The following is a 25,126-nucleotide window of genomic DNA, read 5'->3' on the forward strand; positions in this document are numbered from 1 at the left end:
CATATGAGTCAAGCGTTAGAAACAATGAGCCATAAGCAGCAAAGACGACCGAAAAGCCGGCCGTGGGCGGCAACCTTCATCCTGACGGGCGGTCTGGTCCTGCTGGCTTGCGGCATGGGTTTATCCATCTCGTTCGGTGCGGCGGACATTCCATTCCTCGTTGTGTGGGAAGCCATATTCCAATTTAATCCCGACCTGAACCAACATCAGGTTATCCAGGAGCTGCGCCTGCCGCGGGTGCTGGGAGGTGCAATGGTAGGAGCCTCCTTAGCTGTGGCGGGAGCCATTATGCAGGGGATGACACGCAATCCGCTGGCGGACTCCGGCCTGCTTGGTTTGAATGCGGGAGCGGGGTTGATGCTGACGCTTTGCTTCGCCTTTTTTCCCGGCTTGCCCTTTATGTACCTGATTATGTATTCCTTCCTGGGGGCGGGTGTCAGCGTAGCTTTGGTCTATGGAATCGGTTCGCTGGCCAAAGGCGGCCTGACACCCGTCCGATTGGTTCTGGCGGGTGCGGCACTTAGTGCGCTGCTCAGTGCGCTCAGTGAAGGAATCGCGTTATATTTCCATATCGGACAGGATCTGGCGTACTGGTATGCCGGAGGTTTGGCGGGGACCACTCTGTTCCAATTGAAAATCATGCTTCCTTGGATCGCCGCGGCGATCGCGGGGGCGATCGTCTTGTCCCGTTCGATCACAATGCTGAGCTTGGGTGAAGAAGTCGCCCGCGGGCTCGGGCAGCGTACGCAGTTAATTAAGCTGGCGGGCGCGATTATTGTCCTCGTTCTGGCAGGCTCGGCGGTGTCGGTTGTCGGCTCTGTAGGTTTCGTTGGACTGATGATCCCCCATCTCACGCGCAAGCTGGTCGGTGTGGATTATCGCTGGATTATTCCCTGCTCGGCCGTGCTCGGTAGCCTGCTTGTCGTGTTCGCCGATTTGGGGGCAAGGATGGTCAACCCGCCTTATGAGACTCCGGTTGGGGCGCTCATCGCCCTTATCGGAGTTCCCTTCTTCTTGTACTTGGCACGCAAGGAAAGGAGGGAGCTATAGGTGGATCATAATTCGGTCGTGCAGATTGAGCACGGGAAAAGAAGGCGTAATATTCTTGTGCTGTCGGTACTGGGCATCCTCATCGCCATCGTCTTTCTTATCAGCATGAACACCGGCTATATCCGGCTGACTCCGATGGAAGTGCTCCGTACGTTGTTTGGTCAAGGGACGGAGAAGCAATCGCTCATCTTATTCGAGTTCCGCCTGCCGCGCATCGTGATCTCCGTCCTGATTGGTGCGGGGTTGGCCGTATCCGGCTGCGTCATGCAGGGGATATCGCGCAACGCCTTGGCAGACCCCGGGATTCTCGGTATCAACGCCGGGGCAGGCCTTATGGTGATGTTGTTTATTTCGTTCTATCCCACTACGGCTGCGGCGCCGATTTACCTGCTGCCGGTACTGGCGTTAGTGGGTGCCGGGCTGACGGCCGCCTTGATTTTTCTATTGGCGTACAAGCGTCATCAGGGCTTGTCGCCGACGCGCTTATTGCTCACGGGAATTGCGGTGGCGGCAGGGATCAGCGCGGCGATGATCGTGCTGACGCTGAGGCTGAATCCGGAGAAATATCAATTTGTGGCGACATGGCTGGCGGGAAGCATCTGGGGAACGAACTGGAAGTTTGTGCTCTCGCTGCTGCCGTGGATTGTCGTTCTTCTGCCCTTTGTATGCTACAAAGCGCAAGTCATGAACGTCCTCAATCTGGGTGAGAATACGGCGATCGGGCTGGGTACTCGGGTGTCGAGGGAGCAGCTGGTGCTGTTATCCGCGGCGGTGGGGCTGGCCGCCTCCTCCGTTGCCGTCAGCGGCGGCATCGGGTTCGTCGGGCTTATCGGACCGCATCTTGCGCGGCGCCTTGTTGGACCGAAGCATCAGATGCTGCTTCCGACGGTGGCCCTGACGGGTGCGCTCCTCGTCATTACAGCGGATACGATAGGCCGCTGGATTATTCAGCCTTCAGAAGTCCCCACGGGGATTGTCGTGGCGGTCATCGGTGCGCCTTATTTCCTCTATCTGCTGGCGAAGTCCAGAAGTTAAGGGGATATGCATTGTCGCAGAATTTAGTTCGGGGTTTTGAAGGGCTGTGACAGGCTGCCCGGCAGGCAGGCTGTCACGGTCCTTTTTGGGTTGTTCTTCTGGTTCTTCTGTGGTTCTGTGGCAGGCGCCGCCCAGAGCAATTCACAGTCACAGTGACAGCCAGCCAGCTCAAAGAGGGGGCTGGAATAAAAAGGACGGAATTGTTCACAATAAAAGGGGCAATTCAAGCAGATCCAGCAGAGGAGATGATATTCATGAAAAGAAAGGTTCTATTGGCATGCCAGTTGATGATTATGGCCTTTGCCTTGATTGTGACACCGGTAGGCGTACAAGCAGCTGGAAATGATCACCACAAGCACGAACACAAGCTATGCATAAGTCCGAAGATGGTGCAGCTCCAAGGAGATCTGAGGAAGCTTTGGATTGACCATACGATCTGGACGAGGAGCTACATTGTAAGCGCCCTTGCCGGCTTGGAGGATCAGAATGACGTATTGGCGAGATTGCTTCGCAATCAGCAGGATATCGGAGATGCGATCAAGCCGTATTACGGAGAAGCGGCGGGCAATAAGCTGGCTGAGCTGTTGAAGGAGCACATCCTCCTCGCAGGGAAAGTAGTGGATGCTGCCAAAAGCGGAAATCAAGAGGAGTTGAAGAAATATAATGCTGCGTGGTACCGGAATGCGGATGATATCGCTAAGTTTCTAAGTGCCGCTAACCCGAACTGGCCGCAGAAGGAATTGCAGGACCTGCTCTATACGCATCTACAGCTTCTTACAGATCAGGTCACCGCAAGAATTATGAAGGATTGGAAGGCGGATATCCTTGCATTCGATAAATATGAGGACCATATTATCAAGCTCGCCGACACCCTTACGAATGGGACTGTGAAGCAATTTCCAGAGAAGTTTAAATAAAGGATAGAGGGCTGTAACAGGTTGCACTTCAGAACCTGCTGCAGCCCTTTTTGATGTGTTGTGATAAGCAGTATAAAGACTAAAATTTGATACTTCCTGCAAAATTTTCGGCGAAGTCTCTTTTGTCATTCCAGAATATCTAGTTCTAGCAGACTAGTAATAATGAAAGAGCCGCAGATCACCTTGGTAGAGGTAGCCGCGGCTCTTCTTCTTACGCTTGCAGCGCAGTCATGCAGGTTTCATTAAATAAATAGTGGGAAAGCTTAAATAAGGCATGTATCTTCTCTCAGGCAAGATACCCTATAGCGGAGGTTTGAATATGGCAGCGACTGAAATCGAAACGTTGAAAAATATTTTAAGAGATGTAGTATCCATGGAACTCAGAGTCCGGCAATCAGAAGTGAAAAGCACAATCGAGGTGATGGATAGCTACGGGTTGAAGTATAAGAATTCGTGGGCTTCCATGGAATTAGAGGGCTATACCGTGATCGATTTCTGGAGGAAAGATCTCATTAAATCTTCAACGTGAGCGGAAGAATTACGGTTCTCTTAAGTCGTTAAGGGGCTGCGGGAGGTTGCTTTCAAGCGATCTGCTGCAGCCCCTTTTTTTGGATATTCGAATAAAGTACCTTGCGTTCATAAGTACTTTAGCTTATGATTGTTATGTACTTAATATTGTTAGGTAATTAGAGCGGGGGAACAGTGATTGAATGCGGAAATGTTAAAAGGAACCGTCGATCTGTTGATTCTTTCGATTATTAAAGAAAGAGATAATTACGGGTACGAAATTTCAAAGGCGATTAAAGATAGGACAGACGGAGCCTTTGAACTGCAAGAAGCGACCTTGTATTTATCCTTGAAGCGATTGGAGAAGCAGCACGCGGTTCGCTCTTACTGGGGAGATCAGACACATGGAGGGCGGCGGAAATATTATTCGATTACAGACGAGGGGAGATTATTATTGGATAGATACACTCAAGATTGGCAGGACACCTCCCGGATTGTAAACCGATTTATTTAAGGAGACGAAAGAAGATGACATTATTGAGGAAGGCATTCAGCTTAGGCGATATCAGGCATTCTTGGTTGTTGATCTTGTCCGTTGCAATATGCGGCGTGTTTTTTTACATGGATCGTATGGATATACCTGATGATCGGCTTTGGCTGTCTATAGGGTACGGCGTTTCATTCGGAATAGCTCTATTATGGAGCATTGTGAATTACATCAGCCATATCCGTATCAACGTCTTGTATCGGAATCACAGCGATATTAGGGCCTATGTCGAACAGCTGGCTATGAGCGACGAAGACAAGCTGGAGCTGCGTAATTATTTGGAGGATTATACGGAGGATTTAATGAATCAGGGCAAGCCGAGGGAACAGGCAGCGGCGGAAGCCATATCCCAATTCAAGGTCAAAGAGCTGTTGTCCTTATCGAAAAACACATCACTTTTCCAATTGCATGCTCATTATTATTTATTCGGATGGGCAGCGGTCGCCAGTGCAGCCTTTATCCTGCTTGTCACTATGGAGGGGGCATTGCTGCCAAACGGGGGATGGGTGTTGATTCTTGAAACGATATTTATCGTTTATGGTGCTGCCTTTATCGTCTTGTTTCTCGTCTATAAAGTGTTGGATGTATGGATCTACCAGAAAGTACACGGTAATTTAACTTAATACTGCAAAAGCAGAGGTGCAAACATGGAGAAATGGATTACGGAAATGATGAATGAATTCGGCTATATCGGTGTCTTCCTGCTGATAACCATTGAGAATGTGTTCCCGCCGATCCCATCCGAAGTTATTCTAACCTTCGGCGGGTTTATGACCACCACGTCCAATCTCACCCTTCTGGGCATGGTGATAGCCTCGACAATTGGGTCTGTCTTCGGGGCGATCGTACTGTACTATATCGGCTATTTAATCGATCGGACAAGGATGGAACGCATTATCGTCAGGTGGGGCCGTATCTTGCGACTGACCCCTGCTGATGTGCATAAAGCCTACAACTGGTTTTCAAAATATGGGGTTTGGACTGTGCTCCTCTGCCGGCTCGTTCCATTGCTCCGCAGTCTGATCTCCATCCCGGCAGGGAGTACCCGTATGAACATTGGGTTGTTTATACTCTTAACTACTGTAGGATCGTTGATTTGGAATACGACGCTGATTAGTATCGGTGCTGCGGTCGGCTCTTCATGGGAAAGCATTGTGGCCTACATGGATATTTACTCTAATATTGCCTATGCTCTTATTGCCCTTGGCTGTCTGGGTATCTTCATTTATATCATTCGCCGCAAGAGGAAGGCCTCTTAAACAGAGGCAAGCTTCTTCTTAATACGGTTAATTGAACAAATAAAGAAGACCTTCAGTAGGGCTTCATGCGATTGATGACGAAGAGAAACATGAGGCATGCTTGCTACCCGAGATAAATGATTCGAAGGAGGCGCTCGGAGGAGGATCACGTTGAGAACAGATATTTACAATTGGATGCCGATATCCGTTTCTGAAGTATGTGCGATATTTTCAGAAATGCCTGTTAAGTGGTGTATCGCAGGGGGCTGGGCTCTAGACTTGCATGTAGGCCAACAATCGAGGCCGCACGCGGATGTAGACGTCATACTATTGCGCGGGGAACAATTAACCGCTTATCAGCATCTGACCCCGGAATGGAAGCTGTACAAAGCTGAAGATGGGAAGCTGTCTGATTGGGAAGAAGGAGAGTTCCTAGCCACGACCCAAGATATATGGGTCAGTAAGGATAGCAACTCCCCGTGGGCCTTTCAAATCATGTTCATCGATACGGAGCAGGATTATTGGATTTACCGGAGGGAAAAGGCTATTCGCAGACCGCTGCAGGATTGCATTGCAACGACAACAGAAGGCATCCCGTACTTAAAGCCGGAAATACAGCTTCTCTATAAGGGGGGCAGCTCGGGTATCAGAGACAAGGACCAGACTGACTTTCTAACCGTTCTCCCTACTTTGAGGCCGCCGGCAAGGGAGTGGCTTAAAGTCTCATTGAAGAGGCAATTTCCTGAGGGTCATGCCTGGGTGGAGTATATAGATAAGCATGAAGACCCCAAGCGGGGTTAGGTGAGGGTTTAGGAATGAAGCCGTCTGAAGTTGCGGGAGGAGGGAAGCTGGAGCATGAATGAAACTAGCAAACAGTTATTGAAATTAGCTCATGCGTATTCTCATGAATTGTCTCAGCATGAGGTGATCCGTCAATACTGGGGAGAACTATCACTCGTTCTCAAAGGCAGCGTGTCGCGGGGGAACAGCGATCGTTACTCGGATATTGATTTTGTGTTCTTTTGTGAGGAGGATGATCTGGGGCACATTCATGCGGCCTACCATCGGCTAGGGTTGACCGACCGCACAGACGGGGTCTTCATCCCGATTGGCGAATGGGCCGGGCATTATCATTTTGAATCGTACGCCACCTTACAAGGCTATTTCGATAAGCATGATTTTCCTCAAGTATGGGAGTTTCAACAATCAATTCCGATCCATGATCCCAGGCAGCGGTTTAGCGGCTTGATTGAGCGGGGGTCACATGAATTTATGAAGGAGGCGCTCCCATTTATCAAGAACCGTTATTTAGATCTGCATCTGACCCTGGACTGGATGCGCCACCCTTTAAGAAGGGGAGACAGCATCTCAGCCCATCTGCACGCTGCAAGGATCGTTCAAGAGCTGTGCCGCATAGCTTACCTGTTGGATGGCAAGAGCTACCCGCATGATAAGTGGGTGTCCACGTTTCTTCCAACGACAAGGTTTGGAGAAAAGCACGGTGCAGAGATTCTAGCTTACTTAGATGTCATGCCGAATCGCCATAACGTCACTGCTCACGCAGAGCTGGCGGAATATGCCTGTTATGCGGAAGCGGAGGCGCTTATTGGGAAGGCAGGCGCCTTTATCCGGGAACATTATGGAGAGCATCCCTGGATCGAGCACTGGTATAACTATGTATAGCCTATAGCCTGGCCGCCCTGAGAGGCATGTTAATGCGCTCGTCTCCTGCAGATAGGCCGGGCCGGCTGCCGTAACCTTTGTGAGCTTCTTCGGCACTTATATAGTGAACATAGACGAGAGGAGCCAGGGGAGTGTGCGGGAGTGGATAGACGCGGCAAGAAAAGGGAGCCGGGATGCCTTTGATCCGATTGTTCGGCATTACTCCGCTATGGCGTATGCGGTTGCGTATGATCAATTACAGGATCCCCATCTGGCGGAGGACGCGGTTCAAGAGGCGTTTGCGGAAGCATTCATTCATTTGGATAAGCTGCAGCAGCCGGAGGCATTCCCCGGCTGGTTCAAAACGATCGTGCTGCGTCAATGCTATCGCATGATGCGCAAGAAGCAGCCGCAAACCGTTCCGATCGACGGCATGGCCGAAACAGCCGAGATTCAATTCGATGTACCGGACATTGTCGCAAGAAGAGAGCTGCATCGATTGCTGCATGACTCCATAGCTGAACTGTCTCCTAATATGCGGGTAGCGGTTCAATTGTTTTATTTGCACGGCTACTCGCTTCAAGAGGTCTCCGCTTATTCGGGTACACCGGTCTCGGCGTTGAAGAAACGGCTTTTCGATGCGCGGAGTAAATTGAAAGGCACACTTCCCGTGGCTGATTTTGCCGCGGTGTTCCAGCTGCTTAGCGAAGGAGGAAACAGAATGCTTCATATCGTGAATGGTGATTCCGTGGCGGATAAGCTGCGGCAAGGCGTCGTCCAGGGAGACATTCTCGTCTGGCGGGAAGTCTACCCCGAAGGCCCTGTATTTGCCGATCCGGCGGAATTTACCCACCGATCCATCCGGGCGCAGTATTTGGAGGCAACCATGGGCATTCCCAGCGCAGAATATATTCAGGGCAGCCAAGCTCAAGAGAAAGTATTGGCTGATTTCCGTCAATACGAGGAGATCGTGTTATGGTTTGAGCATGATCTCTTTGATCAGACCATGCTCTGTTATTTGCTGCATTGGTTTGCGCAGCAGCCGCTGGGCAGCACGAAATTAAGCCTGCTCTGTATCGGAGCGTATCCGGGAATTGAACTTTTTCGAGGGTTAGGTCAGCTGTCCGTGGAACAGATGAAAACCTTATCGGGGACCTGGCAAGCCGTCGGTCAAGAGGAGCTGGAGCTGGGGGCAGAAGTATGGGAAGCATATTGTTCTCCAGATCCCATGAGTTTAGCTCGGCTGCTTCAAGATGGGCGTACCGGTGCGCTGCCTTTCGTGCACCATGCCTTTCAACTTCACTTGGCACGGCTGCCTTCTGTTCATAATGGGCTGGGAATCGTAGAACAGACCACTTTGGAGATGGTCCAGAACGGGCTGCATTCTCCAATGGAACTGTTTGAACAGGTTGGCAATAAGCTGCACGTGCTCGGCATGGGTGACCTCCAATATTGGCATCACTTAGCGAAGATTTCACAAGGTCCGTATCCGCTGCTGAGAGCGGAGGGACTAGAGGCCTTTCCCAATTATAAGGACCCGGCGCCGTCATTCCGCCATTGTAAGCTTGTTCTAACGGAGCTGGGCAGAAGCGTTATGGCCGGGGAGGCCGATTGGATTACAGTGAATGGGATCGATGAATGGTATGGCGGTGTTCATCTGCAGGGCCATTCCATTCCATGGCGATGGGATGCGAACCATAGAAGAATCGTGGGCTAGGGCTGTCTCGTGAGGTAAGGCCTGATTGATGAGATCTACTTAGGAAATGATTTGATCTTAGCGGGAATCCGCAGCTGTTTACGGCTTCGTAATCAGCTGCGGATTTTTTGTATTTCTTGGAACACTGTCACAAAGTTCACAGAATGTGCACTTATGAAGAGGCATCCCTTATCTCTATAATTACAAAGATAAACAGAAGGGATGATGGAATTGCCAACAACGAAGAAAGAAAACTTTTATTTTGGATTGATGATGTGCACGGGGATGGTCGTATTCATGACATTCTATAATTTATTTACACACGGCTTAATCGGGACGGTATCCTTGAAAGAAATACTTGTTCAGCTTATTACGGTCTTCATTGTAGCTGCCGTAGTGGAAATATTTATTGTCGGTCCGGTAGCGAAGAAAATTGCTTTTTCATTACCCTATGACAAATCTAAGAAGGTACTTGTCATTCTAGCCCTTGCCGTATGTATGGTGAGTGGAATGGTTCTGGTAATGTCTCTATATGGATTGGGGACGGCTTACTTTTCTAACAGTCTGGAAGGCGAATCATTGTTTAAGAGTTACTTTACTTTAGTCTTTAAAAATTTTATTTTTGCCTTTCCTCTACAGCTTATCATTGTGGGGCCGACTGTTCGGTATTTATTTGTTAAGTTCGTTAAAGATAAAGGTGTGAAGGAGCCTTTACTGCGTCCGGATTGGAGTTAAGATATAAGCCGTTTGAGCGTCGTTATAGGGCTCAATGTGAATGGGGCTCAGCCTGCCGGTAAACTTTAACGTTGTCCTCGGACTATCGGCGGAGCGCAAAATATCCCGCATATACTTGCCGTTGAATGAAATATCAATATCGGCGCCGGTTCGATGCTCCATGATCAATTCTTCAGAAACATCGCCGATTTCGGCCGTCCTTGCAGTCAATGTAATGCGTTTGCCGGTTGTATGGAAGCGCAGCAGATGGCTTTTATCCGCTAGGAGCGTCACCCGTTCGATCGCTTGGATCAGGTCCTCGGCATGTACGAGGACTTCGGTCGTAGGGGATGCGGGAATAAAGTTCTCAACGGAAGGATAGGTCCCCTCGATTAAAGCTGAATAAACCATCACATTTCCCGTTTTGAAAATAGCCCAGCTTTCTCCGAGCGCGACCTCTGTCGTTCCTTGCTCGCCCAGAAGCAGCTTGGCTAGTTCATTCAGATTTTTCCCTGGGATAGTAATGGGGGTGAAACCGGCTCTGGCGTTCACGCTCAGTTCCGTGGTTCGTGAAGCAAATCGAATGCCATCTGTAGCCAGAAACCGAAAGCGGCCCATCTTATCTAGCTGGCAGGAGACGCCGGTTAGGACAGGCCTGTGCTCGGAAGCCGAGACGGCAAACACAACCTGTTTAATGACTTTATGCAGCAGCGGGCTTGGGATCGCAAACCTCAGGGAAGGATTGGCCTCGGGCATGCCGGGGAAATCCAACGGGTCCATCCCGCATAAGCGGTACACAGAAGAACCAGCTCGAATCGTGAGGATGAGGTGTTCGGTGACTTCCAGTGTGACCTGTTCCGAAGGTGATTTACGTACGATCTCCGACAAGTATGCGGCAGGAACTACGATACTTCCCGTAGATAGAATCTCCAGCTTCCCATCTTCCAATGAAAGCTCATACTGGATCATCATGTGCGTATTGCTTGAGGATAAAGATAGTCCGCCCGCGTGAGCCGTGAGCTTTATTCCGGATAGAATGGGGACGAGACAGTGTGGGGATACCGCCTTCATCACATTCTGTAGGGCATGATGCAACGTATCCTGTGAAGCGCTAATCCGCATTCGGCTGCACATCCTTATCTCCGGAATCATGTAGGAAGAAGGCTTCAATAATATCGCGGACCGTTTCGGACCGGGAACAATTCAGAGAGGTGGAGCGCTGCTCCAGCGTCTCCCACAATTCTTGGGACAAGGTCAGCGATATTTTCTTCGTGACGCCAAAGCCTTTCCTGCCTGCACCGGCCCGGGGGCCCCCCTTGGAAAACATAATCCGCAGCTGGCCCTCTTGATCGGGTATACCCAGCTTAACGTTCTCGTGTTTCAATAGAAATCGCCTGCCTCCACATTGAATTAAGTAACCTTATTCAATTAATTTGTTATCCTTACTGTAACATAGCAAATATGGCTTAGCAATATATGGATTAATATATCTCGAGCGACCGAATGAATCCTGCACTCTTGAGGGGCAGCTGAAAAGTATTTACTCGATTAAATATCAATGTTATCTTATTTGCGACTATAGAAAGGGAGGCGTTGTCTTATGAAGACGAAATTCACAGTAATTCGGGTGCATAGTAATAAGGGGACAGCGCTTCAGTAGCCCTATAAACGGCATGATTCCCCACCTACATTAGGGAGGATCATATGGATTATGAACGTGAAGCTGCCTTTACCCTGGATGAGGTGACCTTTCATCTTCAAGAACCTCATGATTTTGAATGGCTGTCTGAACTGGGGTATGTATTCTGTGTATTCGATCAACAGGACTCCGGCAATATTTGTTTTGGGGTTGAGAAGGAAGGAAAGAGATCCTTCGTCAAGTATGCTGGCGCAAAGCCGCTGGATTTCTCCGGGAATCCGGAGGATGCGGTTAGACGTTTATCGGAGGCCATACCTCTGTATGCCGCATTGAAGCATCCCCATTTGATTAACCTCGTGAATCATTTCCCGGTTGGACAAGGCTATGCAGCCGTATTTGAATGGTTTGATGGGGAATGTCTGCATTCCCACTGGTCGTTTCCACCCCCGGCCAAATATGAACATCCGGATTCGCCCTTTTATCGCTATAAGCATCTGCCGGTGGAGCGGCGGTTGGAATCGCTGGACACCATCCTTTCATTCCTGGAGCATGTAGAATCGAAAGGGTATGTGGCCGTTGATTTCTACGATGGGAGCCTATTATACGACTTCATGAGCGGCATCACCAAAATATGCGATATCGACTTCTATCGGAAGGCGCCTTCATTTAATGAGATCGGGGAGCATTTCTGGGGGCCTGCACGTTCGAAGTCGCCGGAAGAGTTCACGTTAGGCGCGCCGATTGACGCACGGACGAATGTATTTACCATCGGGGCGGTCATCTTCGGATTGCTGGGAGGGGAAAGGGACCGCTCCTATGACAAATGGGAAGCAGGGATGCCGCTTTACGAGGTAGCATTACGAGCCGTAAGCCATGAACGTGAGCTGCGATACTCGAGTATAGCCGAATTTATAAGAACGTGGGACAGGGCAAGGATGTTCCCCTAAATAGGATAGAATGACCATCCAAACGGATGGCCGTTTTGCATAATGTACATGAATTTCAAAGTCATCCTAGTGATCGGTAAGTTTTACAGTGTCGAGCGACCGTCCACAGCGGGGTTGACGAAACGTGTCCAACATGTTATTTTTAATTCGGGGTAAACAGGTTGGAATATAGGAATATGGAAAATGAGGAATAATTAGGGGGACATCATGAAGAAATCGTACGCATCAATTATTCTAGGATTGGTTCTTGTATTGTTAATCGCCGGTTGCGGCAGCAATGCAGGCGGAGAAACGAACGGGAATGCCAATAAGCCAGCTGAAGGTCAGAAGGAGAAACTGAAGGTCGGCATCTCATCCGGCCCGGAATCCGAAGACGTATGGAAGATTGTGAAGGAAAATGCAGCCAAAGACGGCGTTGATATTGAGCTCGTCATTTTTAACGATTATGTACAACCGAATCAAACACTGGAAGAGGGGCAGCTTGACGCGAACGCCTTTCAACATTTGCCTTACTTAGAGGAATTTAATGCCTCACACAATACGCATATCGTGAGACTAGCGGATACGATTAATTATCCGGTCGGTATCTATTCCGATAAAATTAAAGACCTTTCCGAGTTGAAGGAAGGCGACGAGCTTGGTCTACCGAACGATCCGTCGAACGGAGCAAGAGCACTCATTCTGTTCGAGAAAGCAGGCCTGATTAAGCTGAAGGAAGGCGTGGGTGCTAAAGCTACGATCCGGGATATCGTCGAGAATCCGAAGAAGCTGAAATTCAAGGAGCTTGATGCGGCGTTCCTGCCCAAAGCGCTAGGTGACCTGACCGCTGCGATGATCAATACGAACTTCGCTGTTGAGAATGGCCTGGACCTGAAGGAAGCCATCTACACCGAATCCAAGGATTCACCGTGGGTGAACATTATCGCGGTTCGCGAAGCGGACAAGGACAAGCCGATCTTCCAGAAGCTGATCAGCTATTACCACTCGGATGAAGTGAAGAAATTCGTTGAAGAGAAGTACGGTGAGTTTCAAGTACCGGCTTGGTAAGATCAACGCTGCACGAATCGAATAGACGCTTTATGTCAGTCAAACATCTAGGGAAATAACAACAACAGAACTGCGGACTGTCTTTTTCGAAGGACGAAGGCTCGGCATCCGCCGCGCCTTTTTTCTCTATTGAGGCCATTGCGCAGATGGAGGAGATCACTATGGACGCAGAAGTGGCCGTAATTGGAATTGGTACGATTGGCAGCATGACCATGTGGCAATTAGCACGCAGAGGCGTTAAAGTCATTGGCTTCGAGCAGTTTGGAACCGGTCACGACCGCAGCGCTGCGGGAGGAGAGTCCAGAATATTCCGTACCGCGTATTTGGAAGGCAGTGAATATGTACCGATGCTGCATGAGTCGCGCAGACAGTGGCAGGAGCTGGAGGCGGAAACCGGATATTCGCTGCTGAATTTGAATGGCGGATTGATGATCGGCGATCCAGAGAGTGAAACCATCCGCAATGTGATGAAGAGCATAGAACTGCACAATCTGGAGCACGAGTATCTCGATTATGAGGAAGCCCAGAAACGTTATCCGCAGCACAAGCTGCTTCCGGGCGAGGTCATGGTGCTTGATAAGCAAGCAGGCTTCATCCGTCCTGAGTTTGCAGTCGTATCGGCCGTTCAGCGGAGCGAAGCGCTGGGTGCTGTTATTCATCGTTATACACAGGTCGAATCGATGGAGCAGGACGGCGATGGGGTTCGCATTCGTGCCAATGGCAAGGAGTATAAGGTCGGGCAGGTCGTCATTACAACAGGGCCATGGACGAAAAAGCTGCTTCCGGAGCAAGGGAGCCCGCTTGTCACCAGGCGTCTGGTGATGAGCTTCTTCGCCACGACGAAGCCGGATATGTACACGCCGGACAAATTCCCGATCTTTATTCGCCGCAGCAAGGGCTTCGATATATCCGGCAAGCCCACGCTTGAAGGAACGATGGTCAAAGTGATGCTTAATCAGGGCTATGACGTCGTAGATGATCCGGATAACCTGAACCGGACGATTGCACTCAAAGATTTAAACGAGATTAGTGATGCCGTACGCGAATTGCTGCCTGATCTCATCCCGGATCCGATCCGGTTGAACGCGTATATGGATGCGTATTCCCCTGATGAGCATGCTATTATTGGAAGGCTGCCCGATATGCCGAGGGCGGTCGTTCTGTATGGCTTCTCCGGACATGGATTCAAGCTGGCGCCTGTCATGGGTAAGATAGCGGCTGACCTTGTTGTGGATGGAAGCACGCCATTCTCGATTGAACCATTTTCACCGGAACGGATACGAAGCGGAAGGTGAGCAAAGTGATACAGTTAGAACAAATATCCAAACGTTATTATCAAGGGAAACGGGAAATTGATGCCGTTAAGAATGTTACGCTGGATGTACAGAAGGGCGAGATTTTCGGAATCATCGGTTATAGCGGCGCGGGCAAAAGCACCCTGATCCGCTGCGTCAATTTTCTGGAGCAGCCTACCTCCGGTTCGGTCCGAATCAACGGGATCGAGCTGGAGGGCTTGAAGCGGGCGGAGCTCCGGGCTGTGCGCAGACGGATCGGGATGATTTTTCAAAACTTCAATCTGCTGTCTTCCATCAATGTCTTCGATAATGTGGCGGCTCCTCTGCAGCTGGTCAAGACGCCGAAGGAAGCGATCACGAAGAAGGTGCGGGAGCTTCTCGACCTGGTTGGACTGACGGATAAGGAAGAATCATTCCCTCATCAGCTATCCGGCGGTCAGAAGCAGCGCGTCGCCATCGCCAGAGCACTGGCAAGCGATCCGGAGATTCTATTATGCGATGAAGCCACTTCCGCATTGGACCCGCAAACAACGGAATCCATCTTGGACTTGCTTTTGGAAATTAACCGTAAATACAAGATTACGATCATGCTGATTACACACGAGATGCATGTCATCAAGAAAATATGCGATCGCGTTGCGGTCATGGAGAACGGCGAAGTCGTGGAGCAAGGCACGGTCATGGATATCATCTCCGCTCCCCAGCAGCCCATTACGAAGAACTTTATTAAAAGTATCTTTGACGTTACGCTGCCAAGCGTCCTGCTGAATAAGCTGGAGAATGACAAGAGACCCGGGAAAATATTGCGAATCTCCTTTGTTGGCGAGAATGCGGCAGATCCGATATTGGCCGATCTGGCGACGCAATTCACGCTGCGGCCTACGATTCTGTACGGCAACATTACGCAAATCAAGGAGACGATCTTCGGCTGCCTCATCATCGGCGTAACGGGCGAAGCGTCAGCCATTGAAGCGGGAATCGACTATTTGACTCAGCAGCAGCTGCGAATCGAGGTCATTGAACATGCTGAATAACTTTATCGATAGCTTTTCGGAGTATGGCGATTTGTATGTGCAATCCATACGGGAAACAGGCGCTATGGTTGGGATATCACTGGTGATCTCGACGATTATCGGCTTGCTTCTAGGGGTTGTTCTGGTCGTGACCCGGCGCAATAATCTGTATGAGAACCCGATCGTCTACCAGATTCTTAACGTGACGATCAATATTCTGCGTTCCCTGCCGTTCATCGTGCTCATGGTAGCGATTATTCCGCTTACGAAATTGATCGTCGGAGGAACCATCGGGGTTAAGGGTGCGATCGTTCCGCTGGTTGTATATACAGCGCCGTATATTGCGCGGTTGATGGAATCCGCCCTACTGGAAGTGGACAAGGGCGTGATTGAAGCCTACCAGGCGATGGGGGCTACGCGAAATCAGATCATCACCCGCGTGCTGCTCAGAGAGTCGCGGCCGGGCGTGGTGCTGGGCATCACGATTGCGACGATCGGGTTGATTGGCGCATCGGCTATGGCTGGCGTTGTTGGCGCGGGCGGTCTAGGAGACGTGGCGATCCGTTACGGCTATCAACGCTGGGAGCCGGCGGTTATGGTGACCTGCATCGTGTTCCTCGTGCTCATTGTTCAGGCGGTTCAATCGCTGGGGACCGTTCTCGCCAAACGACTGCGCAGACGTTAGACAGGCTTCCGGGGGCCGCTGGCAGCAGATCAAGGCTGGCATTCCGATAAGGGAGAACCTCCAGCCCAGAGGAAGTCGCCGGCAAGAATGCGTTTCTTCAGTCGGATGCGGCTGTCATCATCGCAGGGGAAACCGTCAAAATTTTCGGCGGCATCCTGTTTCGATGAAGAATGTGGGTTTCCTGTTAAACTACACCTTTAATTACGGAAAACACAGGCAGAATGTCTGTGTTTTTTGCATGGTTTGAGACAGACAAGCATACGTATAAGATAAGGCCCAGCAGCTGGAAGAAGTAGGCCTTGCCCTAAAGGGAATGTCGCGCTATGCTGGGTATAGCTTAATACTATACACGTTAGGAATCGATGACAGATGACAATCGGTTTTTTTGATTCGGGGATTGGCGGGCTTACGGTTCTGGCGGAAGCACTTCGCCGGCTCCCTGCCGAAGATTACCTCTATATGGCGGATACGCTCCACGTCCCCTATGGGACCAAATCGAAGGAAGATGTGAAATCATTCATCCACGAGATTGTACGAACGATGATGCGCGAAGGAATCGACGCGCTGGTCGTGGCCTGTAATACGGCCACCAGTATTGCGGTAGCCGAATTAAGGGAGATGTACTCCCTTCCCATTGTCGGCATGGAGCCGGCGGTGAAACCGGCCGTTGAGATGAACCGGGCAACAGGGAAGAGAGTCCTGGTATTCGCAACAGCCTTAACCCTGCAGCAGCCCAAGTATTATGCACTGGTATCCCGCGTCGATGATGGGGGAATCGTGGATTCGCTGCCTCTGCCGGAGCTCGTGGAGTATTGTGAGAAATTGCAGTTTGACCGGCGTATCTTGGGTGAGTACTTCCGTTCCAAGCTTGCTGGCTATAATCTTGATAATTATGGGATTATTGTGCTGGGCTGTACGCATTACCCGTTCTACACCGATATCCTTCGTGAAATCCTGCCGCCGCATATCCAGATCGTTCATGGCAATGTCGGTACGGTGAAGCGATTGTCTGCCCTGCTTAGCCGTTACGGAATTGCAGCGGGTTCGGGGACCGGAAGCGTGAAGTTTATGTGTTCTAGTGGAGATCCTGCCTATATTGATAAAATGCACACCGCGCTTGCCCTTCTGCGAGAAAATAATGTTTCCGTAGGAGAGTAAAGAGCATAACCGGTACAGCCTGTGCCTAGGTATATAAGCAAGCTAAACCATACATGCCGAAATCCTCTATAGGGGGCTTCGGCTTTTTGTTGTGGGATCAATAAGGGGGCTGGGTCATGCTCTGCATAGGCGAGGTTTGCCTAGATTATTACAGACGAAAGCCAAACCCTGCATGCGTTACGTCTAATTCGTAAAAGCCACAGGAACAGGCAGGTGAAGGTCATCAACAATTTGGTGCGCAGAGCCCAGCAAGGCGATCCAAATTGAAGTCAAGCCGGGCAGCAAGAAGAGGCGATTAACGCTAACCAACCCGGACGTAATCATAAGGGGGCCGTGGAATTTTGAGCTTCCAGCGGCTGTGTATTTCAAGCGGTAATCGGCTTGTTGCTGCAACTTTACCCCTTTTTCATTTTCTGCTATCGTATAAGGAAAGAGAATGGTGAATGAGGAAGGGAAGTCGCTGTATTGAATCGGAAAGAGCTATTACTGTCCTACGCGGCCAAGTCGCTGCAGCATCGAAGAATATGGCTGGCCGAATGGAACCGGCAGAATGAGATGGATCTATCCTATGCGCAATCCGAAGTGCTTTCATGGATCGATCAGAAGGGCCCTCTGCAAGCGAAGGATCTGGTCAATCAATTCTCGGTGACATCGGGCGGCATTACGGCTATTTGCGATAAATTGATCGCAAGAGGGCTCATTCATCGAATCCGGAACGATCAGCAGGACCGCAGAGCGATCCAGCTGGAGATAACGGAGCAAGGACGAGAGATGGTGAAGACCTCCCAGGACGTGTGGGATAAGGTCATGGAGAATGTATTTTCCGTGCTCACGAATGCGGAGATCGCCATGCTGGACCAGATCTATGCCAAGCTTATTGAATCCAGGTCGTAACCTAAACTTATGCATGAAAAAAGGACTATCATCCTGTAGATGACTAGTCCTTTTCTTGTTCTTACGGGATGCCAGCAGGTTGTTATCTCTAGGTCGCATTGGAGCTGGCGATGGCCGGGCTGCTTTATTATTCGACGATCAGGTTGCCCTTCATGTCGTTATGGCCTTGTCCACACTGAATGGAGCAATGAAATTCGAATGTTCCGGCGTCATTCACGGTGAATTCTTTCGTTTCATCGTTCTTCAGCTCGATACCCAAATCCTCGATCGCTACACCATGATTGCCTTCATCGCTTTTCAGCGTGAGCTTGATGGTATCCCCTTTGTTTACTTTAATTTCGGTTTGATCAAATTTCCAGTTGCTTGCGTTAAGTGTAATTTCTTTCGTTTCGCCGCCCGCTGCACCATTCGAATTCGAGTCAGCAGAGTTGGATGGTGTCGACGAATTACCGCCATTCGAATTTGTATCTGCATTGTTATTGCCGCACGCACTGACCGCTAAAGCCAAGACAACGAGCATGAGAGCGGCGAACAAACTGAATTTTTTAGATTTCATGATATAAATTCCTCCCCAGCTGATTTAATTAACTCATTAAGATACTTAGAGATAAGATAACAACCTGTCCGAAGAACAATGATACTCCCCTGTGCGATAAGAGTCAAATCCAAACCTTATATAAATTACCCTCATATTCCGGTTCTTAATCAGATTGAATTTAGGGGAAAAATAGTCTTATTCATAAGATATTAGTAAGGTGACTTGTCAGTTTGCAGATGGGCTCTGCCCAACGGCGACAGAGAATTGCGGCTAAGACCGGGTAAAGGTAATGCTTCATATAAAGGCTGCGAGGGGGGCTTGTCCAACAGGGTTTACGTCTCCGTCATGTTGTTTTACGCTTATTTAGCGAACAGTCCACAAAACATGTGGGATTAAAGTGATTAAACTTGGTTTTATGTTGACTCAATGGCATATAGGCGTATAATACAAAGAAACACCACATTATTCTGACAATATGAACAATCACCCTGCAATTCGAGTTCATTCATGCGCATTTACCTATAGATGTCTATGCGATTCTTACATCGTACGATCTGCAACAAAGTCATCCTAAGGAGAGAGATTCGAGTGTCACTATCTTTTGAGAAGCGAAAGAAAAAAATTATGGAGTATTTAAACAAAGAAGGGAGAGTAGAGGTACTCGTTCTGGCGGATGAATTCAGCGTCTCCACCGAGACGATTCGCAGAGACCTGGAGCGGCTGGATAGTGAAGGGAAATTGAAGAAGGTTTATGGAGGCGCGGTGAAGGTGCGGGCCGACTCCCTGGAGCTCCCCTTTGATGAGAAGACGCGGCTCCATGCCAAGGAGAAGGCGGCCATAGGGAAATATGCCGCTTCTATGGTGAAGAACGGGGATACCATCATGCTCGGGAACGGGACGACGACGATGGAGATCATCCGGAATCTGAGGGATCACAAGGATGTTACGATCGTCACGCATTCGACGCCGACGATGCTGCTCGCCATTGAGATCTTTAGCGGAAAAATCATCTTCGTGGGCGGGGAAGTCAATCCCCGTCAGAAATCGACCGAAGGTCCTCTCGCCGAGCTGATGTTGAATCAATTAAGGGTGAATAAGACATTCCTGTCACCGGGGGGCATATCGCTCTTAGACGGACTGACCGACTACGAGCTGTCGGAAGCCAACATCTCCCGCAAAATGATGGAACGCGCAGACGAGATCGTCATTATAGCGGATTCCTCTAAATTCGGCCGGACAACCTTTGCCAATGTATGCTCGCTTGACGATGTGTATACGGTTATTACAGATCGTCAATGCACGGAGGAATGGCAGCAATACTTGGCGGACCGGGACATCACCGTATGGATTGCGAATGAAGAGGACTAGAAGTGTCGTAGATTAACATATCTTATAGTAGGCAAGATAGTAGAGGCGGTTGGTTATGATGGATCGTGAAGTGCGCGCCCGGCCATTGGCCGTTCAAATCATTCCTCGGATAGATGAGCAGCTTGCGGCTGAGCTGAACGTTTCCGAATCTGTCCGCAGCTTAGGAATTCTGACATCAACCATCGATGATGTCGGATACACGGCTTTGGATGAAGCCACCAAGATGGCCGATGTTCGTGTCGTATATGCCAAGTCGTTCTATGCCGGGTCTGCACATGCATCAGGCCCGCTCTCCGGCGAGTTCATCGGCATCCTCGGCGGACCGGATCCGGATGCCGTGCGAAGCGGGCTTCAAGCGGCCATTAACGTAATGGAGAACACGGCCTGTTTCTATGCCTTGAACGAAGAGGGCAGTCATGCCTACTATGCCCATGTGATCTCCCGTACCGGCACATACCTCTCGGAGATGGCCGGGATTGAAGCGGGGGAGCCGCTGGCTTATCTCATTGCGCCGCCGGCAGAGGCGATCGTCGGCTTGGATCTGGCCATGAAGGCCGCGAATGTCAGGCTATGCCGCTTCTACGGGCCGCCGACAGAAACCAATTTCGCCGGCGGGCTGCTGACTGGCAGCCAGGCCGATTGTCTCGCAGCCGCGGAAGCGTTCTCACAAGGCGTCCGAGGCGTGGCGGCCCGGCCTCGGGAACTGTAACGGAGGGTGATAAACCATGAAGGGTGAAGCCCTTGGGATGATTGAAACATACGGCCTTGCCGCACTGATCGCCGCGGCTGACGGCGCTGCCAAGACGGCCGATGTACAGATTTACACGTATGAGAAGGCGGATGCGGGAATCCTGACGGTCTATATCATCGGTGATGTCTCCTCGGTCAACGAAGCTGTGGAGGCAGGGGCATCCATCGCCAGGTCCATGGGGAGGCTGCTTCATCGCAGCGTTATACCACGGCCGGATACCGACGTGCTTCCGCTCGTCAAGTTCAGGCAGCGGCCAGCTGCTGAGCCGCTCAAGAAGCCGCGTCGTACATCCGCCGCTTCTCCGCAAGGAAAGGAGTGATCACGCTGCAAGCACTGGATAAAGATTTGTCATCCGTTCAAGAAGCGCGAAACCTGCTGCGAAGGGCCAGAGAAGCCCAGCAGGTGCTGGAGACCTTCTCTCAGAGCCGTATCGACGATATCGTCCGGGCCATGGCTGAAGCAGCTGAGCGGGATGCGGAGCGGCTGGGCCGCATGGCCGTGGAAGAGACAGGCTTCGGGAATCCTGCGGACAAGACGACGAAGAATCGTTTTGCAAGCCGGCAGGTATATGAATCGATTAAAGACATGAAGACAGTGGGCATTGTAAGGAAAGACGAGACGAACCGGGTTTGGGAAATTGCGCAGCCTTTCGGCGTCATCTGCGGAATCGTACCCTCGACCAATCCGACCTCAACCGCCATATTCAAATCGCTTATTGCCATCAAATCACGGAATGCGATCGTATTCAGCCCGCATCCGTCCGCATTGGGCTGCACGAGGGCGGCCGTGGAGACAATTCGCAAGGCCGTCGAGCAGGCGGGTGGTCCTAAGGATGCCGTACTCTGCCTGACGGAGCCCAGCTTGGAGGCTACGCAGGAGCTGATGAAATCCAAGCTGTCTGACTTGATTCTTGCAACCGGCGGCACGGCTATGGTGAGGGCAGCCTACAGCTCGGGCAAACCAGCTTATGGCGTCGGACCTGGCAATGTCCCGGTCTACATACACCCGAGTGCAGACCTTCCTAAGGCCGTACGCCGAATTATCGACAGCAAGACGTTTGATTACGGGACCATATGCGCCTCGGAGCAAGCGATCGTGGCGGATGCCTCGATCAAATCGCAGCTGCTCGATCAGCTGCGGCAGGCGGGCGCCTACGTGCTCAACCCGGAACAGAAGGCCAAGGTGGGCAGTGTCATTCTGACGGGCGGCCGGTTGAATGCGAATATCGTCGGCCGATCGCCGCGAACGATTGCCCAGATGGCCGGCATTAGCATCCCTGAGAATACGAGGCTGCTCATCGCGGAAGAGACGGAGATCGGCAAGGATGTCCCTTTTTCCGTCGAGAAGCTGTGTCCCGTTCTAACCCTGTACACCTGCGAGAACTGGCGGGATGGGTGTCAGATCAGCAAGCGGATTCTGGAGAACGGCGGATTGGGACATACGCTGGGGATTCATTGCGAGGATATGGATGTCATCGAGGCATTCGGATTGGAGAAGCCTGCGTCCCGAATCGTCGTCAATGCGGGAACGACCTTTGGCGCCATAGGGGCCGTCACAGGCATTCAACCTTCGCTTACGCTGGGCTGCGGATCCTATGGACATAACATTACATCAGATAATGTAGGACCCCAGCATCTCATTAATATAAAGCGGGTCGCGTTTGGACTCCGGGAAATGCCGCTGGAGCAGCCTTCCCAGGCGCTTCTGGATCAAGTTGAGCAGGCCCTGCCTGCCGGCATTACCCGGGAAGAAGTCATGCACATCATTCAGAAGGTACTGAAGGAGATGCAGGTATCCTGAGCTGAGCTGTGCTTCGCACAGCCCATTTCTTGCTATACGCAGCACATGCCAGTCGGCGAAGCTTTTCTAAGTGAAGCGAAAGGCTGCAAAACTATTATATAGGAGGAATTTCAAATGGCAGAACACACAGCGCTAGGTATGGTAGAAACGAAAGGTCTGGTTGGTGCAATCGAGGCGGCCGACGCAATGGTGAAGGCGGCCAACGTGAAGCTGATCGGCAAGGAGCATGTAGGCGGTGGAATCGTAACCGTCATGGTACGTGGTGATGTAGGTGCCGTCAAGGCGGCAACGGATGCCGGAGCCGCGGCGGCCGAGAAGGTGGGCGAGCTGTTGTCTGTCCATGTTATTCCAAGACCTCATTCCGATATCGAAGGCATTCTGCCGCGCGTTCAGGCGTAATCCGGCATGGCCTTTATAACCGAATCCCATCTGCGGGCTTTGCTGTCTCAGGGACTGCCAAATCCGTTTCGGCTTAGCGATGGCGATCGCTTGACGCCGGCTGCGCGGGATTTTCTGCACGACCGGGGAATTCCCATTGCGGGAGCCCCGGTCGTGTCTTCAACCGGTGGCGGGGACAAGCTTAAGCCCAAAGCAGAAATTCCGGTGGGCGTGTCCAATCGGCATATTCATCTGTCCGAGGAGCACGTCCGTTTGTTGTTTGGTCAAGGTTACGTGCTTACGCCGCTTAAGGAATTGTCGCAGCGGGGCCAATATGCCGCTAAGGAAACGGTATCTCTGGTCGGGCCCAAAGGGTTGATTAAGGACGTCAGGATCCTCGGGCCCTCGCGCGGAGAAACCCAAGTGGAGATCTCGCGCACGGATGGCTTTCAGCTCGGCGTTCATCCGCCGCTGCGTCTATCGGGGGATCACACAGATACGCCGGGGATTGCGCTTTACGGCCCGAAGGGCCTGATCGTGATCGAGCGGGGCGTCATTGTGGCCAAGGCGCATATTCACATGTCACCGGGCGATGCCGCTAGGTTCGGCGTGGCTCACGGTGACCGGGTATCGGTGCAGACGCATGGTGAACGGCCGCTTACATTCGGTGATATCGCCATTCGCGTTCATGCGGATTTTTCACTGGATTTCCACCTCGATACCGACGAAGCTAATGCAGCATTCCTGAAACAGGGCGATTACGTGTCCATCAGTGCCGGCGGCTCGAACGCTGCCCGGGCAAAGGGGTGAGAACATGGATGTACGCGAGCTTGTACAGGAAATTGCCAGAGAATTGTTAGTGGCAACCGTTCAATCTGCGCCACGGCCGAAGGTGCTTTTTCTATTCTGCGACAGCCGTGCGCATGACGCGTATTTAGATACATTCATTTTGCTGAGAAACAAAGGAATCGATTGCGATCTCGCCTTTCTGGACGGAGAAACGTCAGCGTGGATCGGCATGCATAAATGTGAGAGCACTGGCGTCAATAAGTCCATCGCTATGGATGAATATGCGCCGGCTCCGCTGGAGCTGCCGCACAGTTACGAGGGGATCGTGATCCCCGAGATCGATCTGGATAATGCGGCTCGAATCGCTACCGGTATGAAGGGATCCGTGAAGTCGGAGATCGTATTCGCCGCGCTTCTGCTGGATAAGCCGGTATGGATCGGGAAGGATTCCGGAGGAATTAAGCGGGCGGACCGGCAGACGTTGAAGACGCTGGAGCTGACTCCCGGTTATGCGAAGCTGTTCCGTGCACATATGGATACCTTGGAAGGTCTGGGCATCCGATTGATTGATCGGGCTGAGCTAGGTGCTGAAGTCGTCCGAATGTTCGGCTCCAACGATGGAGACGCCGCTGCAGAAAGTACACCGGCGATGCCAGCGAAGCCTTCGGCGCAGCGATCGTTAATTACGGCGGACTGGGTAGCCGCTCATGCTGCTTCATTGGGAGGATCGCTTGAGCTGGATCCGAAGACCATCGTGTCTCCACTCGCGAGAGATATCTTGAAGCAGCAGGGGATTATCCTTCAATACACGGGCAAAGGGTGATGGGCATGCTGCTAGGCAAAGTCATCGGAAGCGTATGGGCGACCCAGAAGGAAGCAGGAATGGAAAACCTGAAGCTGATGATCGTTCAGCCGCTCGACGCCGGTGATCAGGAGGTTGGCCAGCCGGTTGTCGCTGCCGACCGGATCGGTGCCGGCATCGGGGAGAAGGTTATCGTCTCACGGGGGAATCCGGCGCGTATGCTGTTCCCGCAGAAGGTTGTTCCGATCGACGCCATTATTGTCGGAATCGTTGATTCGATGGAAATCGCAAATCAGGGAGGGGAATAAGGATGGAGAAGCAGCGAGTGATCCAGGAATACGTTCCCGGAAAGCAGGTCACTTTGTCGCATGTCATCGCGAATCCCGATCCCGTGCTGTATGACAAGTTAGGCATCGATAAGGCGGGGGCCATCGGAATTCTAACGCTGACCCCTACCGAAACGGCGATCATCGCGGCGGATATTGCGACCAAAGCAGCCGATGTCGAGATCGGATACTTGGATCGGTTCACCGGATCGTTAGTATTAAGCGGAGAAGTGTCGGCTGTCGAGATGGCCGTTGTATCGGTCAACGATTTTCTAAGCAGCAAGCTGTTCTTCACACCGGCTCCGATTACCCGCTCATGAAGAAGAAGCG

Annotated in this window: 30 protein-coding genes; 27 read left to right on the forward strand and 3 right to left on the reverse strand. The window is 51.2% G+C overall.

The window, feature by feature from the left end:
* Positions 1 to 3 precede the first annotated feature (3 nt).
* From NNL21_RS24135 to NNL21_RS24185, 11 genes are all read left to right on the forward strand, one after another.
* Entirely contained in the window at positions 4 to 1,050 is a 1,047-nt protein-coding gene (locus tag NNL21_RS24135) for a FecCD family ABC transporter permease (protein WP_204820988.1), read from the forward strand.
* 18 nt (positions 1,051 to 1,068) lie between these two features.
* Positions 1,069 to 2,085: a FecCD family ABC transporter permease gene (locus tag NNL21_RS24140; RefSeq protein ID WP_373567596.1), complete on the forward strand. Its 1,017-nt coding sequence runs from the start codon at positions 1,069 to 1,071 to the stop codon at positions 2,083 to 2,085.
* 254 nt (positions 2,086 to 2,339) lie between these two features.
* Positions 2,340 to 3,002: a glycosyltransferase gene (locus tag NNL21_RS24145; protein ID WP_204820986.1), complete on the forward strand. Its 663-nt coding sequence runs from the start codon at positions 2,340 to 2,342 to the stop codon at positions 3,000 to 3,002.
* A 319-nt stretch (positions 3,003 to 3,321) separates the two neighbouring features.
* Positions 3,322 to 3,531, forward strand: a complete 210-nt coding sequence (locus NNL21_RS24150; protein WP_204820985.1) for a hypothetical protein — start codon at positions 3,322 to 3,324, stop codon at positions 3,529 to 3,531.
* A gap of 177 nt (positions 3,532 to 3,708) precedes the next feature.
* Complete coding sequence (locus tag NNL21_RS24155) at positions 3,709 to 4,023, forward strand: PadR family transcriptional regulator (RefSeq protein WP_204820984.1); 315 nt, start codon at positions 3,709 to 3,711, stop codon at positions 4,021 to 4,023.
* 14 nt (positions 4,024 to 4,037) lie between these two features.
* Complete coding sequence (locus NNL21_RS24160) at positions 4,038 to 4,679, forward strand: permease prefix domain 1-containing protein (protein ID WP_204820983.1); 642 nt, start codon at positions 4,038 to 4,040, stop codon at positions 4,677 to 4,679.
* A gap of 24 nt (positions 4,680 to 4,703) precedes the next feature.
* A complete protein-coding gene (locus NNL21_RS24165; RefSeq protein ID WP_204820982.1) occupies positions 4,704 to 5,315 on the forward strand; it encodes a DedA family protein in 612 nt (203 codons plus the stop codon).
* 150 nt (positions 5,316 to 5,465) lie between these two features.
* Positions 5,466 to 6,095: a nucleotidyltransferase domain-containing protein gene (locus NNL21_RS24170; RefSeq protein ID WP_204820981.1), complete on the forward strand. Its 630-nt coding sequence runs from the start codon at positions 5,466 to 5,468 to the stop codon at positions 6,093 to 6,095.
* 54 nt (positions 6,096 to 6,149) lie between these two features.
* Complete coding sequence (locus tag NNL21_RS24175; RefSeq protein ID WP_204820980.1) at positions 6,150 to 6,977, forward strand: nucleotidyltransferase domain-containing protein; 828 nt, start codon at positions 6,150 to 6,152, stop codon at positions 6,975 to 6,977.
* Positions 6,978 to 7,110: 133 nt separating this feature from the next.
* Positions 7,111 to 8,673, forward strand: coding sequence for a sigma-70 family RNA polymerase sigma factor (locus NNL21_RS24180; protein WP_204820979.1), 1,563 nt, complete (start codon positions 7,111 to 7,113; stop codon positions 8,671 to 8,673).
* 210 nt (positions 8,674 to 8,883) lie between these two features.
* Positions 8,884 to 9,387 carry a DUF2798 domain-containing protein gene (locus NNL21_RS24185; RefSeq protein ID WP_204820978.1) on the forward strand — a complete coding sequence of 168 codons (504 nt, stop codon included), beginning with the start codon at positions 8,884 to 8,886 and terminating at the stop codon, positions 9,385 to 9,387.
* On the opposite strand, the gene dnaN is transcribed toward NNL21_RS24185, so the two are convergent.
* Both dnaN and NNL21_RS24195 read right to left on the reverse strand, forming a co-directional pair.
* Entirely contained in the window at positions 9,364 to 10,488 is a 1,125-nt protein-coding gene (gene dnaN / locus NNL21_RS24190) for a DNA polymerase III subunit beta (protein ID WP_204820977.1), read from the reverse strand. The two genes, NNL21_RS24185 and dnaN, sit on opposite strands and share 24 nt — an antisense overlap.
* The gene (locus tag NNL21_RS24195; protein WP_204820976.1) at positions 10,478 to 10,750 is read right to left on the reverse strand and encodes a ribbon-helix-helix domain-containing protein; all 273 of its coding nucleotides are present in this window, start codon (positions 10,748 to 10,750) and stop codon (positions 10,478 to 10,480) included. Before NNL21_RS24195 ends, dnaN begins: the two co-directional genes overlap by 11 nt.
* A 320-nt stretch (positions 10,751 to 11,070) precedes the next feature.
* Here NNL21_RS24195 and NNL21_RS24200 point away from each other — a divergent pair, with 320 nt between their 5' ends.
* From NNL21_RS24200 to NNL21_RS24230, 7 genes are all read left to right on the forward strand, one after another.
* Positions 11,071 to 11,952 carry a serine/threonine-protein kinase gene (locus tag NNL21_RS24200; protein ID WP_204820975.1) on the forward strand — a complete coding sequence of 294 codons (882 nt, stop codon included), beginning with the start codon at positions 11,071 to 11,073 and terminating at the stop codon, positions 11,950 to 11,952.
* 207 nt (positions 11,953 to 12,159) lie between these two features.
* Positions 12,160 to 12,999 carry a MetQ/NlpA family ABC transporter substrate-binding protein gene (locus tag NNL21_RS24205; protein WP_204820974.1) on the forward strand — a complete coding sequence of 280 codons (840 nt, stop codon included), beginning with the start codon at positions 12,160 to 12,162 and terminating at the stop codon, positions 12,997 to 12,999.
* 161 nt (positions 13,000 to 13,160) lie between these two features.
* Positions 13,161 to 14,294, forward strand: coding sequence for an N-methyl-L-tryptophan oxidase (solA, locus tag NNL21_RS24210; protein ID WP_204820973.1), 1,134 nt, complete (start codon positions 13,161 to 13,163; stop codon positions 14,292 to 14,294).
* 5 nt (positions 14,295 to 14,299) lie between these two features.
* On the forward strand, positions 14,300 to 15,328 hold the full coding sequence (locus NNL21_RS24215; protein WP_204820972.1) for a methionine ABC transporter ATP-binding protein: 1,029 nt from the start codon (positions 14,300 to 14,302) through the stop codon (positions 15,326 to 15,328).
* Positions 15,318 to 15,992 (forward strand): methionine ABC transporter permease, encoded by a 675-nt coding sequence (locus NNL21_RS24220; RefSeq protein WP_204820971.1) that lies wholly within the window; start codon positions 15,318 to 15,320, stop codon positions 15,990 to 15,992. The genes NNL21_RS24215 and NNL21_RS24220 overlap by 11 nt, the downstream gene beginning before the upstream one ends.
* 369 nt (positions 15,993 to 16,361) lie before the next feature.
* Positions 16,362 to 17,150 carry a glutamate racemase gene (gene murI / locus NNL21_RS24225; protein ID WP_204820970.1) on the forward strand — a complete coding sequence of 263 codons (789 nt, stop codon included), beginning with the start codon at positions 16,362 to 16,364 and terminating at the stop codon, positions 17,148 to 17,150.
* A 465-nt stretch (positions 17,151 to 17,615) separates the two neighbouring features.
* On the forward strand, positions 17,616 to 18,044 hold the full coding sequence (locus tag NNL21_RS24230; protein WP_204820969.1) for a MarR family winged helix-turn-helix transcriptional regulator: 429 nt from the start codon (positions 17,616 to 17,618) through the stop codon (positions 18,042 to 18,044).
* A gap of 127 nt (positions 18,045 to 18,171) precedes the next feature.
* Here the strand turns inward: NNL21_RS24230 and NNL21_RS24235 are convergent, their stop codons facing one another.
* A complete protein-coding gene (locus tag NNL21_RS24235) occupies positions 18,172 to 18,600 on the reverse strand; it encodes a cupredoxin domain-containing protein (RefSeq protein ID WP_204820968.1) in 429 nt (142 codons plus the stop codon).
* A gap of 570 nt (positions 18,601 to 19,170) precedes the next feature.
* Here NNL21_RS24235 and NNL21_RS24240 point away from each other — a divergent pair.
* From NNL21_RS24240 to eutS, 9 genes are all read left to right on the forward strand, one after another.
* On the forward strand, positions 19,171 to 19,950 hold the full coding sequence (locus tag NNL21_RS24240; RefSeq protein ID WP_204820967.1) for a DeoR/GlpR family DNA-binding transcription regulator: 780 nt from the start codon (positions 19,171 to 19,173) through the stop codon (positions 19,948 to 19,950).
* A 58-nt stretch (positions 19,951 to 20,008) separates the two neighbouring features.
* Positions 20,009 to 20,659 (forward strand): ethanolamine utilization microcompartment protein EutL, encoded by a 651-nt coding sequence (gene eutL, locus NNL21_RS24245; RefSeq protein ID WP_204821124.1) that lies wholly within the window; start codon positions 20,009 to 20,011, stop codon positions 20,657 to 20,659.
* A gap of 16 nt (positions 20,660 to 20,675) precedes the next feature.
* On the forward strand, positions 20,676 to 21,020 hold the full coding sequence (locus NNL21_RS24250) for a BMC domain-containing protein (protein WP_204820966.1): 345 nt from the start codon (positions 20,676 to 20,678) through the stop codon (positions 21,018 to 21,020).
* A gap of 5 nt (positions 21,021 to 21,025) precedes the next feature.
* Positions 21,026 to 22,501 carry an acetaldehyde dehydrogenase (acetylating) gene (locus NNL21_RS24255; protein WP_305880942.1) on the forward strand — a complete coding sequence of 492 codons (1,476 nt, stop codon included), beginning with the start codon at positions 21,026 to 21,028 and terminating at the stop codon, positions 22,499 to 22,501.
* A 114-nt stretch (positions 22,502 to 22,615) separates the two neighbouring features.
* The gene (locus NNL21_RS24260; protein WP_204820965.1) at positions 22,616 to 22,900 is read left to right on the forward strand and encodes a BMC domain-containing protein; all 285 of its coding nucleotides are present in this window, start codon (positions 22,616 to 22,618) and stop codon (positions 22,898 to 22,900) included.
* A 6-nt stretch (positions 22,901 to 22,906) separates the two neighbouring features.
* Positions 22,907 to 23,689, forward strand: a complete 783-nt coding sequence (locus NNL21_RS24265; protein ID WP_204820964.1) for a phosphate propanoyltransferase — start codon at positions 22,907 to 22,909, stop codon at positions 23,687 to 23,689.
* A gap of 4 nt (positions 23,690 to 23,693) precedes the next feature.
* Positions 23,694 to 24,491 carry a hypothetical protein gene (locus NNL21_RS24270; protein ID WP_204820963.1) on the forward strand — a complete coding sequence of 266 codons (798 nt, stop codon included), beginning with the start codon at positions 23,694 to 23,696 and terminating at the stop codon, positions 24,489 to 24,491.
* 5 nt (positions 24,492 to 24,496) lie between these two features.
* Complete coding sequence (locus NNL21_RS24275; RefSeq protein ID WP_204820962.1) at positions 24,497 to 24,778, forward strand: EutN/CcmL family microcompartment protein; 282 nt, start codon at positions 24,497 to 24,499, stop codon at positions 24,776 to 24,778.
* Positions 24,775 to 25,116: an ethanolamine utilization microcompartment protein EutS gene (gene eutS, locus NNL21_RS24280; RefSeq protein ID WP_309145353.1), complete on the forward strand. Its 342-nt coding sequence runs from the start codon at positions 24,775 to 24,777 to the stop codon at positions 25,114 to 25,116. Before NNL21_RS24275 ends, eutS begins: the two co-directional genes overlap by 4 nt.
* The last annotated feature ends 10 nt before the right edge of the window (positions 25,117 to 25,126 follow it).

The sequence above is a fragment of the Paenibacillus mendelii genome, from assembly GCF_024498075.1.
GTDB lineage: Bacteria > Bacillota > Bacilli > Paenibacillales > Paenibacillaceae > Paenibacillus_Z > Paenibacillus_Z mendelii.